Raw genomic sequence first — 15,896 nt, 5'->3', positions numbered from 1 at the left:
CTCGTCAGGCTCATAACCTGAAGGTCGTAGGTTCAAATCCTACCCCCGCAACCAAACAATACAACGACTTAGACGCTAAGAGCCGAGCTCCACGAAACACCGTGTCCGTGTCAGGTCCGTTTTTCCTCGCACAATTTTATGAACAGAAGCGCGCAAGAACGTCCGGTTCTGGGCATCGGCTTCCCGTCGCCTGACGGCCGGAAGGGGTGAATGGCGGTCATTCCTACCGCGTAATCTCAAGAACCTTTGCATCTTGAACGGCCAACTTCAAATCCTGCGCTGCCATCGAGATTCTTAGAATTTCCGGTGCTTCTTCGAATGAAGGTCGCTGATCCCACGCGAGACGGACGAGTTCCTGCCCGTTCCCATCAGACCAGCGCCGCGTAATGGTCCAAGTATGCGCGCCGGATGTACTGTCCCGAATAAACTGTTCAACTGCTGATCTCGTGCCGCGCAATGTCAATCCGGTCGTAGGATCGTCTGCGGCCATAGCTTGCCCCGATATAGAAATGGCAAGTGCCACCGCCCCTGCCCGAAACTAAGAATAACGGTCTACCATAAAGGGATGGTCCTTCAATTGCCGAAGGATTGCAATGAGGCGTGTCCGGTCAGGCTGCATTTCTTCCCGAGCGGCGGGCACCGGACAGGCCGCTTTGGAATGCGGCCTTTGGCATCCTAATGGGCCGAAAGGGGTGGTTTTCGGACATTTGTAGCGTTCAGTGACGAGGCAGCGGCAACTGTTCGAAGGTACGGCGCAGTTGGCTATTCCGTTTCGCATGGTGCTTGGAATTGCATCCGAAATTCATCAGGAAGTGCATGTCGTACTCCGGGCCTCTCCACCTTATATAGATGGCACCCGCGTCCGTTGTGCGAGGCACTTTGGGTGGGCACGGGTACTTGATAAAGCGCAAAGCACTCTCGTCAGTATAAGGTTCTGCATCGGCCCGATATGGCTCAAGACTGGATAAGAAGCTCACGAACTGCTCGTGGGTCATTTTGAAGGTGCCACTTTGCCCTTCTGGGTAAGGCTCGCTGATATGATAATTGCCGAGGCCCGTTGACGCTATTGTCACATCCTGAGATTGCCAGCCTGATTGCCTTATCTCGATTTTCTCGATTTCAGGACGATCCGCTTTGCCGCAAGCAACGACGAATAACATGGCGATCAATGCAACGAGCAAGCGCATTCTGAACTCTGTCACAATGGGCTGGTGTCTGCAAAGAGTCGATGCAAGAAGCGGGGCCAGCAATGGCCCCGCTTCTGCACTTCATGCTGAGACCGGGATCAGCTTGTCCGCCGCGCTCTTGTCGAAGGCGGTGACCAGCGCATGTTCATGCGCTTCTGGATTGTCGCGCAGCGGCTTTGCAGCATCGACCAGATTTCCGGATCATCGCTGGCCAGCGCGACCATGATCTGTTCGATGAAGTCGTCTAAAGGCATCGCACGCGGATCGCCGCTCATGTAGATCCGTATCGACCCAGGGCAGGGGCACTTCTCAGCGGCAATCAACAAGGATTCAGACTTGTTCCATGCTGAGCCGGACCTAGCTGGACGTAGTGTAAAGTTTGGCTTCTCCACTCAGCTTTTCCATCGATTTTGTGTTCCCAAGTGTGTTGTCGTCCCAATCGTTCCTGCCTGACGGGGCGTCGGGTCTGGGCGCGGCGGATCGCTGCAGCCCACCACAACCAGTCCCCAATCGACAAAACCCTTTGTTTGCCGAGTACTGTTCTTGGGACTGCCGAGTTATGACTTTTCTAGGAGAAGGCATTCATTGCCGCAGCAACCAAAGACGCTCACGCGTGCGGAAATGGCGGAGGCCATCAGCCGCTACGTCGGCATCTCGGCTCGCGACGCCTCGCGCATGAACCTGACCACCACGGCGCTGGGGCTTCTTGCATCAGACCTCGTGTCCCGCTCTTTTCCGGCACACCTCTGCGCCCAGCATGCCAGCATGCGCCTGCCGCAGCGCGAATGCGATCTACTCGCGTATGAACTTCGACTTCTTCATGCAAAATCTCCAGCTTCCCTTAGCTTCGACTTTGCCAGATTCCTCTCATTCCCATCGGTGATATATTCTGGGACAGGGTCAGTTCGGGTAGGCCCGGGTCAAGGTGCTCAGGCGGTCGCGGATGTCCTGGGGCACGCGGAATTCGTCGCGATGGTAGTCATTGCGTCCGGAGACCGATTCCTCGACCAGATCGTCGTGAAGGCTGCCCATCAGCCCATTGATCGCGCTGAGGAAGCGAGACATGCGGAATATCCTCTCGTCGGGTTCCAGCGTGCGCATGGTGTCGTAGAACGAGACCTGACGGCTGATGATCTTGCGCATGGCGTGGAAGCGGTGCGCGGTCAGCTTGGCCTCGCCCAGCCCCTCGCCCAGCCATAGCCTGAGGCGGCCGACTTCGGCGCGGCGGAAGCGCAGGAACCCTTCGGCGCCGTCCAGCCGCACACCCGCGACTTCGCGCTGTACGGCGATCCACACGGAGCGCATCAGCAGCATCCGCAGCAGCAGCGCATAGCCCAGCACCGCCGTTCGGCGCCCGTTGCGGTAAGAGTCTTGCAGGTGTCCCATCACCGCCACCGTCGCGCGGAACAGCAGCGGGGCGCGGTGGTTCCTGCCGTAGAGGACGAGGGCGAAGCGCAAGTGCTTGTAGCGTGCGCGGATCAGCTTGTAGCGCCGCCGCGCGTCGGACGGCAGATCGCCGGTCAGCAGCAGCGTGGCGGTCAGCGCGCGCAAGTCCGCCCGGTTCGCGCCTTCGCGCCAGAATTGTACGCACAAGTCCAGGCAGCGGCGCATGTCAGCCTCTCCGCAAGCGACGGGGATCGGGTCGGGCAGGCTGACCACGGGGTCGACGACGTCGTCCATCTCGACGGCCTCGAACAGGGCGTCAAGAATTTCGGGGGGGTACGGGGCAAGGGTGCTCATGCCGCCGCCTCCGCTTGCCCGCCGTGCGGCAGAGCGTGACGGCCGCGATAGGCCGACAGCGTCGGCACCAGCATGAACGCGGTCTTGAGGCACACCCCGGCAACGTAGGCCAGACCCGCGCCCCACAGTCCGAACAGGTGGATCAGCACGACCAGCAGCACCGCATAGCCCAACGCCGCCGTACCTTCCGCCACCAACGCGGAGCGTTCGCGCCCGGCCATGTAAAGCAGCGATTCCAGTGGGAAAGCCGCCATCGCCACGACCAGCGAGGCGGTCATGAGCTGGAGCAGGTCGTAAGCCTCGACATAGCGCTTGCCGAACACGAGGTCGATCACCGGTTCGCCGCCGATCGACACGATCAGCAGGACCACCACGGCGATCGCGCCGGAAATCAGCGCGCTGCGCACGGCCAGCTGCCACGGGTGGCGGCTACTGGGGTCAAGCCGCATGATCTCGGGATAGAAGCTGCGCGAGAGGAGTTCGGCGGGCTTGCTGGCGGAATCGAAGAACGTCGCGGCGATCTTGAACAGGCCTGCGGCGGCGGGGGTGAGCAGGGCGCCGACGACGAGGTTGCTGACCGGCCCCCATGCCGCCCAGATCGAGTGCGCGACATTGGTGGTCCACACGAAGCCCCAGGCGCCGGACAAGCGCCGCGCCGGGCCGAACAGGCCGGGCCGCAGTGCGTCGGTCATCCGGCGACGGCGGAGTTCGCGGATGGAGAGTGCCCACAGGCACAAGTCGCCGGACAAGTCGGCGATGTACCAGGTCAGCACGAAACCGGTGAAGCCGAAGCCGCACAGGTAGGACAAAGCGGCACCGAACGCGCGCACAAGCGGGGTCACCAGCTGTTGCAGCGCGATCTGGTCGAACCTGTCGAACACCCTGAGAACGCCGGTGGGGGTCGCCGCCGTCATCGTCGGGATCAGCGTGCAGTAGAGCATCGCCATGTTCAGGTTCTCGGCGCCGATGCCGAACCATCCGGCGGCATGGGGCAGCAGCAACAGGCCCCCCGCAAGGCCGATCAGTCCGCTGGCGAGATCGAGGCCGACCGCAAATCCGGTGACGTCGCGCAAGATCGCGGTGTCGCCGCGCTCGAGCGCGGGGGCGCCGTAGCGCACGATGAACTGCCAGGTCTGGAACTTGACCACCGCGCCTACGCCGTTGGCATAGGAGTGGATGAGCACGAGCGTGCCGAACAGCGCGGGCGTCATGCCGCGTCCGGCGCAGGCGAGCGCGATCAGGCCGAGCAGGGCGCCGCCGATCTTGCCCGATGCGAGGTAGGATGCGTTGCGGACGATGGTGCGGAACACTCCGTCCGAGAACCAGCGTTTCATGGGTAGGCTTGCCATTGTTCTATGCTGCGGCTCCGGCGAAAGGGAGGCCGCCTTCGTGTGCGATCAGCAGCGCGTTCACCGCCACCTTGGCGCGGGAGATCACCTGTTCCAGCGGCGCTTCGGCGTCCAGTTCGACGACCGGCGCGGTGCCGAAGCGCAGGCGCGGCACGTCGGCGATCTTGCGCGCCAGCGAGGTGAAGCGGTGGTCCGGCTTGCGCGCGGCAGCGACGTCGAGCGAGACGTTGAGCCGCAGCACGAGGTCGGGCGGCTGCTGCGTCATCGTCTCGAACATGCGCCGTTCCGATGCCGCCAGCATGCCGATGAGGCCGCCGGGGCGCGCTGCGGCAAGGCCGGGTCCGTCCATCGGGCCGGGGATTTCGAGCTGCGGAAAGCGGTCGGCGATGATCGTGCGGCCTTCGCCGCGCAGCCGCATCATGCGGCGGAAGCGGAGCAGGCGGCGCAGCGAGAAGGCGTAGATCACCAGCGCCGCGCCAAGGCCCGGGCCTTTCTCGCCCTGCGCCTTGCGGGCCTTGGCATGGATCGACTTGTCGAGCCGTCCGCCCAGCAGCGGCAGCCGCGCGATCACGCGGCCGATGTTGCCGGACTGCTTGCCGAGGTGGCAGGTCACGGTGGGTTGCCGCTGTCCCAGCCATGCCTGCAGTTCCTGCGTCAGCGTGGACTTGCCCGAGCCGTCGCAGCCGATCACGGCGATCAGCGGAGGAACCCGGGTCATGCCGCCGGTGCCTCGACCTGGATCAGCGCGAGTACGGTGGCGAGCACTTCGGGATAAGGCCGCGTCGCGTCCACGTCGATGATATGCGCGCCGCCGAACTTGAGCGTCGGCATCACCGCCAGTTTTCGTTCCAGCGGCGCGCGGGTGTGGTCCGACTTGCGGCCGAGCGCCGTCTCGACATCGATGTTGAGGCGGATCACCAGTGTCGGGCGATAGGCCGCCATGTCCTCGTAGAGCTGCCGTTCGCGCGCGGCGAGGCGCTCGACCAAAGCCGACCCCCGGCGCGTCCACGCCAGACCCGGACCGTCGAACCCGCCCGCCAGCTCCGCCTGTGGATAGCGGTCGGTCACCACCCGGATGCCGCGCCGCCGGAAGGCGAGCACTCTTTCGAACCGCCGCCTGCGCGCCAGCGAGAAACCGAACATCGCCAGCGCCGTCGCCAGTCCCGGCAGGCGCTTGTCCGGCGCGGCGTGGGCCTTGTCGGCCTTGCCGGTCAGGAATTTCTCGGCCAGTGCGCCGACGAGCGGGATGCGCCCGATCCGGCGGCCGAGGTCGCCGGTGCCGAGCCCGAGGTACATCGAGCGCGTCGGCCCTTCGCGGCCAAGCAGCGCGGTCAGGTCGCGGGCAAGGGTGGACTTGCCCGACCCGTCGCATCCGATCAGCGCCACGCACGGCGCCAGCGCGCCCCGTCGCTGCGCCGCGCCCCGCCCGAGCGTCGCATCGAAAGGAGAGAAAATGGTAATTCGGTCAGGTGAGGTATGGATCGTCATAGTTCTGTAGCCATGTTGCGCTAAGTCTGGGGCACCCTCGTGATCCGGTGCCTGCAACGCGGCCCGGGATCGGGCCTCTAGTCTCCCAACCTGATGCGAAGCTGATGCGCGCGGCGCGTTGTAATTCGGCCTTCGTGCGATTTGACGAGCCCCGATTCCCGGCGTAGTCCGGAACCGAATTCGGGCGGTTTCTACGCCTTTCCCTCCTCCCTGCCGGAGCTTTCGCGTTGCCCCGCCTGCTGCTTGCGGAAGATGATGCCGACCTTGGCCCGGCAATCCGGCGGGCGCTGGAGCTGGAAGGCTACGTGGTCGATCTCTTCACGCGCGGGGATGATGTGTTCGCTGCCGCGCGCAGCAACGATTACGACGTGATCCTGCTCGACATCGGCCTGCCGCACGGCTCGGGGCTGGAGGTGCTGCGCGATCTGCGCGACGCGCACGACGCGACGCCGGTGATCATCGTCACCGCGTTCGACCGCACCCAGCAGCGCGTCGCCGGGCTGGACGCGGGCGCGGATGACTACGTGGTCAAGCCGGTGGACCTTGAGGAACTGGCCGCGCGGATCCGCTCGCAGCTGCGCCGCCGCGACGGGCGGCAGAACGACAGCATCGAGGTCGGCCGTGTCACGCTGGACTTCACTGGCCATGTCGCCGCGCTGGACGGACAGGACGTGCCGCTGACCGCCAAGGAGTTCCGCGTGCTCGCGCTGCTGATGCGCCGCAGCCGCCGTTTCGTGTCCAAGGCCGATCTTGAGGCCGAGCTGTACGATCAGGACAACTGGGCGGAATCCAACACCGTGGAGGTCGCGGTTTCCGCCCTGCGCCGAAAGTTCGGGAAGGACTTCATCCGCACCGCGCGCGGCCTCGGCTACATGGTGGGCGGGCAGGACGCATGAAGAGGCGGCGCTCCTCGCTCTCGATGAAGCTGTACCGGCGGGTGCTGCTGCTGCTGGCGCTGACCGGGCTGGCGATCGGCGGGGTGCTCTACTCGGTCGCCCTGCGCGAAGTGGAGCGGGCTTCGGACGCCCAGCTGGTGAACGCCTCGCGCCTGCTCTACATGATGATGCAGGACGATCTGGCGGCGGGCGTGCTAGTCCGGCACGACCGGCTGGTCGGCGTCGACGGCGATCCGCTGCTCTCCACGCAGGAGACGCAGGCGTTCCAGGCATCCTACGATTCGTGCATGTTCACCGTCTTCTGGGAAGGCCGGCCGGTCGCGCAGTCGGGTTGGGGAGCGCCGGTCTCGGCGATGCCGCGTCGGCCCGGCCTGCACGATTTCCAGGCGCTGGGCGGTGCCTGGCGCAGCTACGGCATGCGCGGCCGCGATCCGCGCCTGCTGATTGTCGTGGCCGAGCGCGGGGCGATGCGCGAATTCTCGATCGCGCGGCTGAGCGGCGAACTGGCGCTGCCGATGCTGGGGCTGCTGCTGGCGGCGATGCTGGTGCTGTGGTGGACGCTGCGCAAGAGTCTGTCGCAGGTCGAGCGGCTGGCCTCGACGCTGGGCGCACGCTCGCTGTCGGACCTGCAGCCGCTGGAGCCCGAGGAATGGCCGCGCGATGTGGAGCCGCTGATCGAGGCGCTCAACAAGCTGTTCGCCCGGCTGGAGAACGCCTATGAACTGGAGCAGGCCTTCACCGACGACGTGGCGCACGAACTGCGCACGCCGCTGGCCGCGATCCGTGCACAGGCGCAAGTCCTGCGCCGCCTTGCGCCTGCCGCGCTGGGCGAGGACGTGGTGCGCCTGCTGGCGATGGTCGATCGCACCAATCACCTGGTCGACGGGATGCTGACGCTGGCGCGGCTCAATGCCACCTCGGTGGCGGCGCGATCGGTGGACGTTCATGCGCTGGTGGCCGAAGTCGTCGCCGATGCGCTGATCGAACTGCCTGCCGACGCGATCGAGGCGAGCGTGATCCCCGACCATATCGTGCGCTGGCGCTGCGATGCTTCGCTGCTGCAGATCGCGTTGTCGGCGGTGATCGGCAATGCGCTGCGGCACGCGCGCGGCGGGGGCCATCTCGACATCGCCATCGTGCGCGGCGGAGACCGGCTCATCGTCACCATTGGGGATCGCGGTCCGGGCGTGCCCGCCGCCGAGCGTGAGCGGCTGCTGCTGCGTTTCGAGCACGGCGGTTCGGCAAGTTCGGGCAGCGGCCTCGGCCTTTCGATCGCGAGCAAGGCGATGACGCTGCTCGGCGGCACGATCCGGCTGGAGGACCGCCCGGACGGGCCGGGCCTGCTGGTGGTGCTGACCCTGCCATCCACCCAAGGCTGACTTTTCCTCACGCTCATCGAAGCCTCATTGACGATGACCACAAGGCATGAACTGGCGGCGCTCTGTCTCATTCTCCTCAGTGGTTGTGGCACGGCACCGCCGCTGCGGCACATGAAGGCCGCGCAGGTCCCCGCGCCGCGCGTGGAGCTGGCGGCCGACGGGGTGCCCATAATACCACGCTTTCGGTGCTGACCTACAATGGCGAGGGGCTGGCCCGCCCGTTCGGGGCGCGAGGGAGGCCTGCGGCGCATCGGCGAGCTTGCCGCCTTGCGCGCGGCGGGGAAAGCGCCTTTGACGGACCTGCCGGTCGCTTTCGCCGCCCACCCCCGCTTGCCGGGGAGGCCATGGTGTTCTCGCCCGAGGAGCCGACCGTTACGGGAGGAAGCGGGTTGCTGAATGGGCTTTGCGCGCTCTTCGCCCGGTTGCTCGACCTGTCCGGCGAGGACGTGCTGCGGGTCGTCGCTGAATGAGGGCCGGGGGCGACTTGATACCCCCGGCTTTTTCATGCGCGCAGTCCCTTGACCCCTCGCTTCGTCGCACGGCTGTGGGCGATCCGGTCCCGGGCCCACCTTCTTTTTGGGGGTGCAGGATGTGGAAAAAATCGTAGCGTGCCTGTCGCCCGGACCGGTCTGCGATACCTGCCTCACGACCAAGCTCGGTATAAGCCTACTCGAACACGCCGATCATGCCGCGCGCGAACTGGCGGGGACCAACGGCTACGAGCGCAGAAAGGATGCCTGCTGCCTGTGCGACGAAACCGCATGGTGATCGCACGCCAGTGACAACCGCAGGCTCATGCGAGGTTCCGACGCACGGCACCGTGGGGAGCAAAGGGTTAAGGATAGCTGTGGTTGGCCGTAATGAGACCGCAGGTTATGCGTGGCTGACCCGAGATAGACCCATTGTGCCGTTGCTATGGATTCGTATTTTAAATATTTTAACGACGTAATTCAATTTTTACGATTAATATCAAGGAGAAATTATCCGATATCGGGCGGACATCATCTCGCGGCAGCAGAAGATATTATGGTTGCAAGGCCTACGCTTAGTCCTTTGACACTCTCGGACATTTCAACATCGATCCATTCATCGGGTGAATGCTCTGCGCCGCCGATCCCGCCCGATCCGATCGTGATTGCCGGGATGCCAAGACTCATCGGGACGTTAGCGTCGGTGGAGACGGCGATGAAGTGGCTGTCGTAGCCGAAAGCGGTCGCGGCTCCGAAAGCGATGGCGGCGAGCCCTCCGCTTTCGTCGGTCTGGCCGGCAGGGCGTTTGCCGATGATCTGAAAATCGACGCTTACTTTGCCGCGTTCCGTCGAACGGGTCGCATTTTCCTCTTCGACGGCGTGTTGGGCGATGGCACGCAGTTCACGGTCGACCCGCTCGACTTCGGCGGTCGAAGTTGAGCGCATGTCGACATCGACAAATACCTGTGGCGGAATGGTGTTTACCGAAGTGCCGCCGCCCGCCACACTGGCCGAATAGGTGACTTTCGGCGCGCTCGGCAGCTGGATATCGTAAAGACCAACGACCGTCTTCGCGAGCGGGACCATGGGATTTACAATCCCGAACTTGTCGTAGCTGTGACCGCCGGGACCGGAGAACACGATGTGATACCGGTTCGAACCGACACCCTTCGTCACGATCTTGCCGGCGCCGGTGCTGTCGATGCTGATGAATGCGGCCGCGGTCCTGGCGCGTGCATTGTTCTGGAACAGGTAGCGCGTTCCTCGCAGGTCTCCCGGCCCTTCTTCTCCCACGTTGCCGACGAACAGGATGTCGCGATCTGTCTCGACTTGGGCCGCGTCCATTGCGCGGGAGAATGCCAGCAGGGCGGCAAGGCCACGTGAATCATCGCCAATACCGGGTGCCATCAGCCTGGTGCCCTCCCGGCGTACTGTGACGTCGGTTCCCTGCGGGAACACGGTGTCGAGGTGAGCGGCGACGACGAGTGCCGGCAGCTTGGGGTTCCTGCCCGGCCGCACGCCGACGACGTTGCCGATACCGTCGATCGTCACGTTTTTGAACCCGCTCCTGCCCATCAGGTCGGCGTAAAGCCTGGCGCGATTGCTTTCGCCGAATGGCCACGACGCGGTCTGGGTGATCTCTACGATCTCGGCGACGAACCGTTCATGGTCGTTACGCAGGATCGTCTCGGCAGCCTTGAAGCGGGTCGTAGCCAGCGTCTTGCTTACGATCGGCGGCATAGGCGGGGCTGCTGGAAGCGGCGTGGCTGCCGCGAGGAAGGCAATGGCGATCGACACTTCGTAAATCTCCTGGGTTTCGGCGGTGGGCGGTACGCTAGATCTGATGAGAAAACGTTGTCAGCGCGCGTGTCGCCAGAGCATTAGGGAAGATGCGGAGATGAGGCAGATCGCGCCGAGGAACAGCGCGACGGGTATTGGGCTGCGATAATGGGCATACAGCGCCGTCGCGATCAGCGGCGAGAAGCCGACGATCAGGGAAGAGACCTCGTGCGCCATGGCAAGGCCTGAATAGCGGACGCGTGCACTGAACATCTCGCTGTACATGGCGGGCTGTACGCCGATCATAGCGGCATGGCACAGGCCGTTGCCGATGATGAAGGCAAGCAGGATCACGCCTGTGGAGCCGGACTCCAGCATGAGGAAGAAGGGATAGGCAAAGGCTGCCATCGCCAACGCCCCGAACATGTAGACCGGTCGGCGACCGAAACGGTCCGACAGGGCGCCAAACACCGGCATCATCAGGCTGTCGGCCAGCATACCCAGCGTCACGCCTAGCACCAGAGTATCGACCTCGGCGCCGACGGCCTTTCCATAGGCCAACGCGAACGTGACGAAGAGGTGGGAGCCGCAGGTCTCGGCTAGGCGCGCGCCGATGCCGACGAGCAGTTCGCGCGGATGCTTGCGCAGGACTTCGACCAGCGGAGCATGCAGCGGGGCATCGGCCTCCGCAGCCTGGAAGTCCGATGTCTCCGAAACCCGGAAGCGGATGAACAGGCCGACTCCGAAGATCGAGATGCTCACCAGGAACGGCACGCGCCAGCCCCAGCTGACGAAGTCGTCATGGGGCAGGAGCCCAGCCAGGTAGAACGCGAATGTGGACAGAACGAAGCCAAGGCCCACGCCCGTCTGGCTGAGCGCGCCGAACAGACCCTCGCGCCTTGCCGGGGCATTCTCGGTGATGAGCAGAACGCCGCCGCCCCATTCGCCGCCTGCGGCGATGCCTTGGAGCACCCGCAGCAGTACCAGCGCGATCGGTGCCCAGATGCCGATCTGCGCGAATGTCGGCAACAGTCCGATCAGGAACGTCGCCAGCCCCATGATCGCCAGCGTCCAGAACAGTGATGCCTTGCGTCCGTACTTGTCACCGACGTGGCCAAAGACCAGTCCGCCCAAAGGCCGCGCCGCGAAGCCCACCGCGTATCCAGCGAAGGAGACGAGCGTGTTGACCAGAGGATCGGCCCCGACGGGAAAGAACAGGTCGCCGAACACCAGCGCTGCGGCCGTCGCATAAAGGAAGAAGTCGTACCATTCGAGAGTGTTGCCAACCACGGATGCGGCGATTGCCCGGTTCAGCGTGCGCTTTTTGTCGATGGCAGGGGAAACTGTGTGCATCGTCTCGTCCTTAGGCCTGTTGCGGCGCGCGTGCGATGATGGTGCCCGGTCTGTCAGGGCAGGGCGTGAGTTCGACCGCCATTCCGGCGGACAGGCACGGAGCAAGCAGGGCCAGGATACGGATGCCGAGCGGGCTTGCTATGGCCCCCAGCCGCAGCGGTCCGTTGGCAACCATCGCAGGATCGAGCGAGCGATAAATCACCGCCTCGCTGACAAGGGTTCCTGTGACCGGCGTTACGCGAACTTCGAGCGCGTCCGAAAGGCAGGCCCTGCAGGCGTCGCGCGCGGGATGTTGGGCGGTGCCGCATGACCGGCAGAACTGTAGTGGAATGCTCATACCGCGTGCTCCAGCAGAACGGCGCCGGTTGCCAGGCAGCGGTCGTACGTCACCATGCCGTAACCGCTTGCCAGGGCGATCCTGGCGCCGGGCACCTGCGCGCCGAGCGGCTGGCCGGTAACTTGCCGCAATGCCTCGACGACTGGCAGGAACCCGCCGGCTGCGCCCGCCTGGCCGCACGAAAGCTGGCCGCCGCAGGTGTTGTGCGGGAAATCGCCGGGGACGGTGAGGTCGCGGGCGCGCAGGAAGGTGGGCGCTTCGCCCTTCCCGCAGAAACCGAGGTCTTCGATCTGCATGGCCGCGATGACCGGATAGTCGTCATAAGTCTGCACGCAGTCCACAGCGGAGGGCGCGATGCCCGCCTGCCGCCATAGCGCGTCGGCATCCATGGCCCAGCCCCCCCGCATGGCGACGGGCTCGTGGAAAAAGGCATTGTGTCGCTCGATCGCGCCTAGGACACGCGCCTGCCGCAGGCCGAGTTCGCGGGCGCGCTCTGCACTCATCACCAGGAATGCTTCGGCACCCGCGCAGGGCATCACACAGTCGAATTTGTGGATGGGCGATACGATCGGCGCTGCCGAAAGATAGTCTTCCATGTCAAGCGGCCGGCCGCCCAGCAACGCATTGGGGTTGCCGGCGGCATTGGCGCGCTGGGAGACCGCGATCCGGCCGAAATCTTCGCGCGTGGCGCCGAACCTGCGCATGTAGTGGTCGGTGATGAGTGCGAAGACCCCATTGGGCCCAGCCATTCCCTGCGGCAGTACCGCCTCGTTGGAGAAACGGCTGAAGTTCGACACCAGCGCGGCGAACGTATCGGCGTTGGCGGTGTCGGCTGCGATGCAGGCGATTACCGAAGCATCGCCGCACTGGACCGCGCGCGCTGCGCGGCGCAGCGCCATCACGCCGCTGGCGCCGCCGGTGGGCAACCACTCGATCCATCGCGGGGACATGTCGAAATGCTCGGTCAGCGCGACCGTGGTGTCGGAGCCCAGCGTGAACGACGAACACGCCAGGCCGTCGATCTCCTCTTTGGCAAGACCAGATGCGTCCAGCAGGCGGCGCAGGGCCTGGCCGAAGAACCAGTGGGCCTGGCGGTCGCTAGAACGCTGGTAGGGAACCGTTACCGGGCAGGCCACGGCGACATTGCCGTACCCACAAGCGGGGGCCATGGTCGTGGAGGCCATACGGCTCAGCCCTGCTTTCGCTTGAGCGCGCGCAGATCGAATGCCCGTCCCTGCTCGACGATTGCGCGTCCCAGCTTGCGGATTTCCCCGCGCTGAAGTTTCTGCGAGCTTGTGGTGGGAAGGGCATCCACGAAGGCGAGGTAGCCGGGTATCTTGAAATACTGGAGGCTGTGCAGACACGAACGCGCGATTTGCGTCGCCAGCGCCTTGTCGGCCTCGGAGTTGGAGGTCTCAACGAGCGCCAGGACTTCCTCGCCGCGTATTTCGTCGGCTACCGGCGTGACCGCGCAGTTCACTACTGCCTCGTGCTGCATCAGCGCGCCTTCCACTTCGACGGCGGCGATGTTCTCGCCGCTGCGGCGCACGATGTTCTTGCTGCGGTCCACGAAGAACATGCTGCCGTCTTCGTCGCGGCGCACGATATCGCCGGTGTGCAGCCATCCGCCTTCCCACGCCGCGACCGTGGCGGCCTCGTCGTTGTGGTAGCCGGAGAAGAAGTAGCGGCGCGGGTCGGTCCCACGGGCGCGCACCAACAGTTCGCCGGGCATGCCGACCGGCACCTCGTTGCCTTCCTCGTCCACCAGGCGGCATTCGATGTCGTCATGGGGAACGCCGAAACAGCGTTCGCCTACGTGGCGCGGTTCATGGCTGGCACTGATCCAGGCGCCGGCGCCGGTTTCGCTCATCGCCCAGGCCTCGATGAGTGGGAAGCCGTAGCGTTCCTCGAAGATCGCGTGATGGCGTGGATCGACGCCTGCGCCGAACGCGAAGCGGACCGCGTGGCCTTCCCAGGCGGAAGGAGCGTCCTCACGCTGTAACAGGATCGCTGGCATGACGCCAAGGTAATGGATCACCGTGGCCTGTGTCTCGCGCACCGTGCGCCACCAGGTAGAGGCGTGGAAGCGATCCAGCTGGATCAGACAGCCGCCGCTGAACACCGCGGCCATGAACGAGCAGGCCAGTGCGTTCATGTGCGTTACCGGCAGAGGCGTCAGGATCCGCTCTTCTCCCGGGCGGAACGTGCAGTAGCCGCCGAGCTCGGTATAGAAAGCGCCGATCCGGTTGAAGTAGGCGTTGGACAGGATGCAGCCCTTTGGGGTGCCGGTAGTGCCCGATGTGAAGATCATCGCCGCCTCGCTGGATGCGTCGCCCATGCCGGATGGCGCCGGAGAGCGGGCACGGACGATGTTTGCCATGCTCGCTTCGGCCACCGGGATCGTTTCGGAGATGAGGCCGGAAAGGCGTTGGGCATGGCGGGGCCAACATATGACCAGGTCGAGATCGGCCAGGGCCATGATCTGTCTCAGTTCGCCGTCGCTCATGCCTGCATTGAGCGGAGCCACGCTCGCGCCTAGGGCATTGAGCGCCAGAAAATGCAGGAAAAACTCGGGGTGATTGTCTAGCGCCAGTCCGATACGGTGACCGAAGCCGAATCCCGCCTGCGCATATGCGGCGCGCAAGTGCTCCACGCATGCCATGGCATCGGCGAACGTAAGCGAGATTGTCGGGTCGCCGCTCAGGACTTCGCAGGGGGCGTAAAGAAACGCCTGCGTGGGCCATGCGGCGACGGCCCGCTGGAAGCTGGAAAAGATCGTAGCTCCTGTCTGCGCGGAAGAATGGCCGCCCGACGGGATGGGCGCTGCCAAGGATACTTCGATCATGAGGAACACTAGGTCCTTGCGATGTGAGGCGACGGCAATGCGTCACCGCGTTCAGGTCGATACGGAGGGGCAAGCCTGCGGAAATTGAATGCATTTCATGCATAAAGCTATTCGAGCTGCCATCGATGGCGGCAGATGCTTAGTTCAGGCGGATTTGGCGCGCCCTTGCAGGGGTTCTGCATTGGCTGATGCGGCGACGAAGCTTTCGCGCGCACGCACGACGAACTGAAGGGTGGTATCCTGCACCATCAATGCGTCGCAGCGCTCGAAACCTTCCAGCATGCGAGCGAGCAATTCGAGCACGACATGCTGGGTGCCTGCGTCGATGATGGTGGCCTTGCGCACGATCTGCACATGATCGACGAAACGGCTGATCGCTCCGGCGAGGCGGCGGTTGGGCACCGCATCGAGCCAGATCTGTCGAAACCGGTCGTTGGCGACCATCATGTCGCCAAGTCGTACTTCGGCCACCGCATGGCGGGCCTCGGTCAAAGCGGCGCGCAGAGCTTCGATATCTTCGTTTCCAAGGATGCGGCACGCAGAAGCTGCGGCGCGCGGCTCCAGCATCATTCGTACTTCGAAGATTTCCTCAATGTCGTCGTGGGTGAGCCTGGGAAGGATGAACCCGCGGGTGGTCCCCGCCAGATATCCCTCATGCACAAGTCGCAGCAGGGCTTGTCGCACGGGCATGCGCGAAAGATTGAATTCAGTTGCCAGTCGGGAATCGATGATCCGCTCGTCGGCGCCAAATTCGCCTCGCTTGATGCGGCCAAGAATCTCTGTGTAGACTTCGGAATCCCCGATATTGAGCAGCGTGCTATTGGGCGGGGAGGGCTCCTGGGTCATTATTTGCATTCTCCAAATCGAAAATTAGAATACACTTTTAAAGGCGGTGCGCAAGCGCTTCTTCGAGAATTCCACTATTTCCAGGTGTTGCGTTGCCATAAATCGCCGTAAGGCCGTGTGGCTCACGTGAGCGGTTTAGTGTAGGCGCCGAGAGAAGCTCCATTTCAGAATTCATCAGCGGCTGCAGCATGCCTTCCGAGCGGGTGATCACCGCCGTCGCCACTGCG

The 15,896-nt window shown here is 64.3% G+C and carries 17 protein-coding genes; 4 read left to right on the top strand and 13 right to left on the bottom strand.

The features are described from left to right. Nucleotides 1-716: 716 nt before the first annotated feature. From QRN25_RS25715 to QRN25_RS25690, 6 genes are all read right to left on the bottom strand, one after another. Nucleotides 717-1,187: a hypothetical protein gene (locus QRN25_RS25715; RefSeq protein WP_285022352.1), complete on the bottom strand. Its 471-nt coding sequence runs from the start codon at nucleotides 1,185-1,187 to the stop codon at nucleotides 717-719. Nucleotides 1,188-1,285: 98 nt separating this feature from the next. Next, nucleotides 1,286-1,462, bottom strand: a complete 177-nt coding sequence (locus QRN25_RS25710; RefSeq protein ID WP_285022348.1) for a hypothetical protein — start codon at nucleotides 1,460-1,462, stop codon at nucleotides 1,286-1,288. Between the two features lie 625 nt (nucleotides 1,463-2,087). Beyond that, a complete protein-coding gene (locus QRN25_RS25705) occupies nucleotides 2,088-2,927 on the bottom strand; it encodes a hypothetical protein (protein ID WP_285022346.1) in 840 nt (279 codons plus the stop codon). Next, nucleotides 2,924-4,261, bottom strand: a complete 1,338-nt coding sequence (locus QRN25_RS25700) for a lipopolysaccharide biosynthesis protein (RefSeq protein WP_285022343.1) — start codon at nucleotides 4,259-4,261, stop codon at nucleotides 2,924-2,926. Before QRN25_RS25700 ends, QRN25_RS25705 begins: the two co-directional genes overlap by 4 nt. Before the next feature lie 19 nt (nucleotides 4,262-4,280). Beyond that, entirely contained in the window at nucleotides 4,281-4,994 is a 714-nt protein-coding gene (locus QRN25_RS25695; RefSeq protein WP_285022341.1) for a nucleoside/nucleotide kinase family protein, read from the bottom strand. Next, complete coding sequence (locus QRN25_RS25690) at nucleotides 4,991-5,662, bottom strand: nucleoside/nucleotide kinase family protein (protein WP_285022339.1); 672 nt, start codon at nucleotides 5,660-5,662, stop codon at nucleotides 4,991-4,993. Before QRN25_RS25690 ends, QRN25_RS25695 begins: the two co-directional genes overlap by 4 nt. A gap of 329 nt (nucleotides 5,663-5,991) precedes the next feature. On the opposite strand from QRN25_RS25690, the gene QRN25_RS25685 reads away from it, so the two are divergent. The 4 genes from QRN25_RS25685 (at nucleotide 5,992) to QRN25_RS25670 (ending at nucleotide 8,807) form a co-directional block, all read left to right on the top strand. Beyond that, nucleotides 5,992-6,660 (top strand): response regulator transcription factor, encoded by a 669-nt coding sequence (locus tag QRN25_RS25685; protein ID WP_008829971.1) that lies wholly within the window; start codon nucleotides 5,992-5,994, stop codon nucleotides 6,658-6,660. Further along, on the top strand, nucleotides 6,657-8,039 hold the full coding sequence (locus QRN25_RS25680) for a sensor histidine kinase (protein ID WP_285022336.1): 1,383 nt from the start codon (nucleotides 6,657-6,659) through the stop codon (nucleotides 8,037-8,039). The genes QRN25_RS25685 and QRN25_RS25680 overlap by 4 nt, the downstream gene beginning before the upstream one ends. A gap of 344 nt (nucleotides 8,040-8,383) precedes the next feature. Next, nucleotides 8,384-8,509 (top strand): hypothetical protein, encoded by a 126-nt coding sequence (locus QRN25_RS25675; protein ID WP_285022333.1) that lies wholly within the window; start codon nucleotides 8,384-8,386, stop codon nucleotides 8,507-8,509. 121 nt (nucleotides 8,510-8,630) lie between these two features. Next, the gene (locus tag QRN25_RS25670) at nucleotides 8,631-8,807 is read left to right on the top strand and encodes a hypothetical protein (RefSeq protein WP_285022330.1); all 177 of its coding nucleotides are present in this window, start codon (nucleotides 8,631-8,633) and stop codon (nucleotides 8,805-8,807) included. Between the two features lie 233 nt (nucleotides 8,808-9,040). Here the strand turns inward: QRN25_RS25670 and QRN25_RS25665 are convergent, their stop codons facing one another. The 7 genes from QRN25_RS25665 to QRN25_RS25635 all read right to left on the bottom strand — a co-directional run. Next, entirely contained in the window at nucleotides 9,041-10,306 is a 1,266-nt protein-coding gene (locus tag QRN25_RS25665) for a M20/M25/M40 family metallo-hydrolase (protein ID WP_285022327.1), read from the bottom strand. Nucleotides 10,307-10,366: 60 nt separating this feature from the next. Continuing rightward, a complete protein-coding gene (locus tag QRN25_RS25660; RefSeq protein ID WP_285022325.1) occupies nucleotides 10,367-11,641 on the bottom strand; it encodes an MFS transporter in 1,275 nt (424 codons plus the stop codon). Nucleotides 11,642-11,651: 10 nt separating this feature from the next. After that, nucleotides 11,652-11,978 carry a Zn-ribbon domain-containing OB-fold protein gene (locus tag QRN25_RS25655; RefSeq protein WP_285022323.1) on the bottom strand — a complete coding sequence of 109 codons (327 nt, stop codon included), beginning with the start codon at nucleotides 11,976-11,978 and terminating at the stop codon, nucleotides 11,652-11,654. Continuing rightward, nucleotides 11,975-13,162, bottom strand: coding sequence for a thiolase family protein (locus tag QRN25_RS25650; RefSeq protein ID WP_285022320.1), 1,188 nt, complete (start codon nucleotides 13,160-13,162; stop codon nucleotides 11,975-11,977). Before QRN25_RS25650 ends, QRN25_RS25655 begins: the two co-directional genes overlap by 4 nt. Before the next feature lie 5 nt (nucleotides 13,163-13,167). Next, on the bottom strand, nucleotides 13,168-14,823 hold the full coding sequence (locus QRN25_RS25645; protein ID WP_285022317.1) for an AMP-binding protein: 1,656 nt from the start codon (nucleotides 14,821-14,823) through the stop codon (nucleotides 13,168-13,170). Between the two features lie 144 nt (nucleotides 14,824-14,967). Beyond that, nucleotides 14,968-15,669, bottom strand: coding sequence for a GntR family transcriptional regulator (locus QRN25_RS25640; protein WP_285022314.1), 702 nt, complete (start codon nucleotides 15,667-15,669; stop codon nucleotides 14,968-14,970). Nucleotides 15,670-15,706: 37 nt separating this feature from the next. Next, the coding region (locus tag QRN25_RS25635; RefSeq protein ID WP_285022312.1) for a hypothetical protein at nucleotides 15,707-15,896 on the bottom strand (190 nt) is incomplete at its 5' end.

Origin of the sequence: Novosphingobium sp. fls2-241-R2A-195 (assembly GCF_030209485.1) — a bacterium.
Taxonomy (GTDB): domain Bacteria; phylum Pseudomonadota; class Alphaproteobacteria; order Sphingomonadales; family Sphingomonadaceae; genus Novosphingobium; species Novosphingobium resinovorum.
This window is presented reverse-complemented; position numbering and strand designations above follow the sequence as displayed.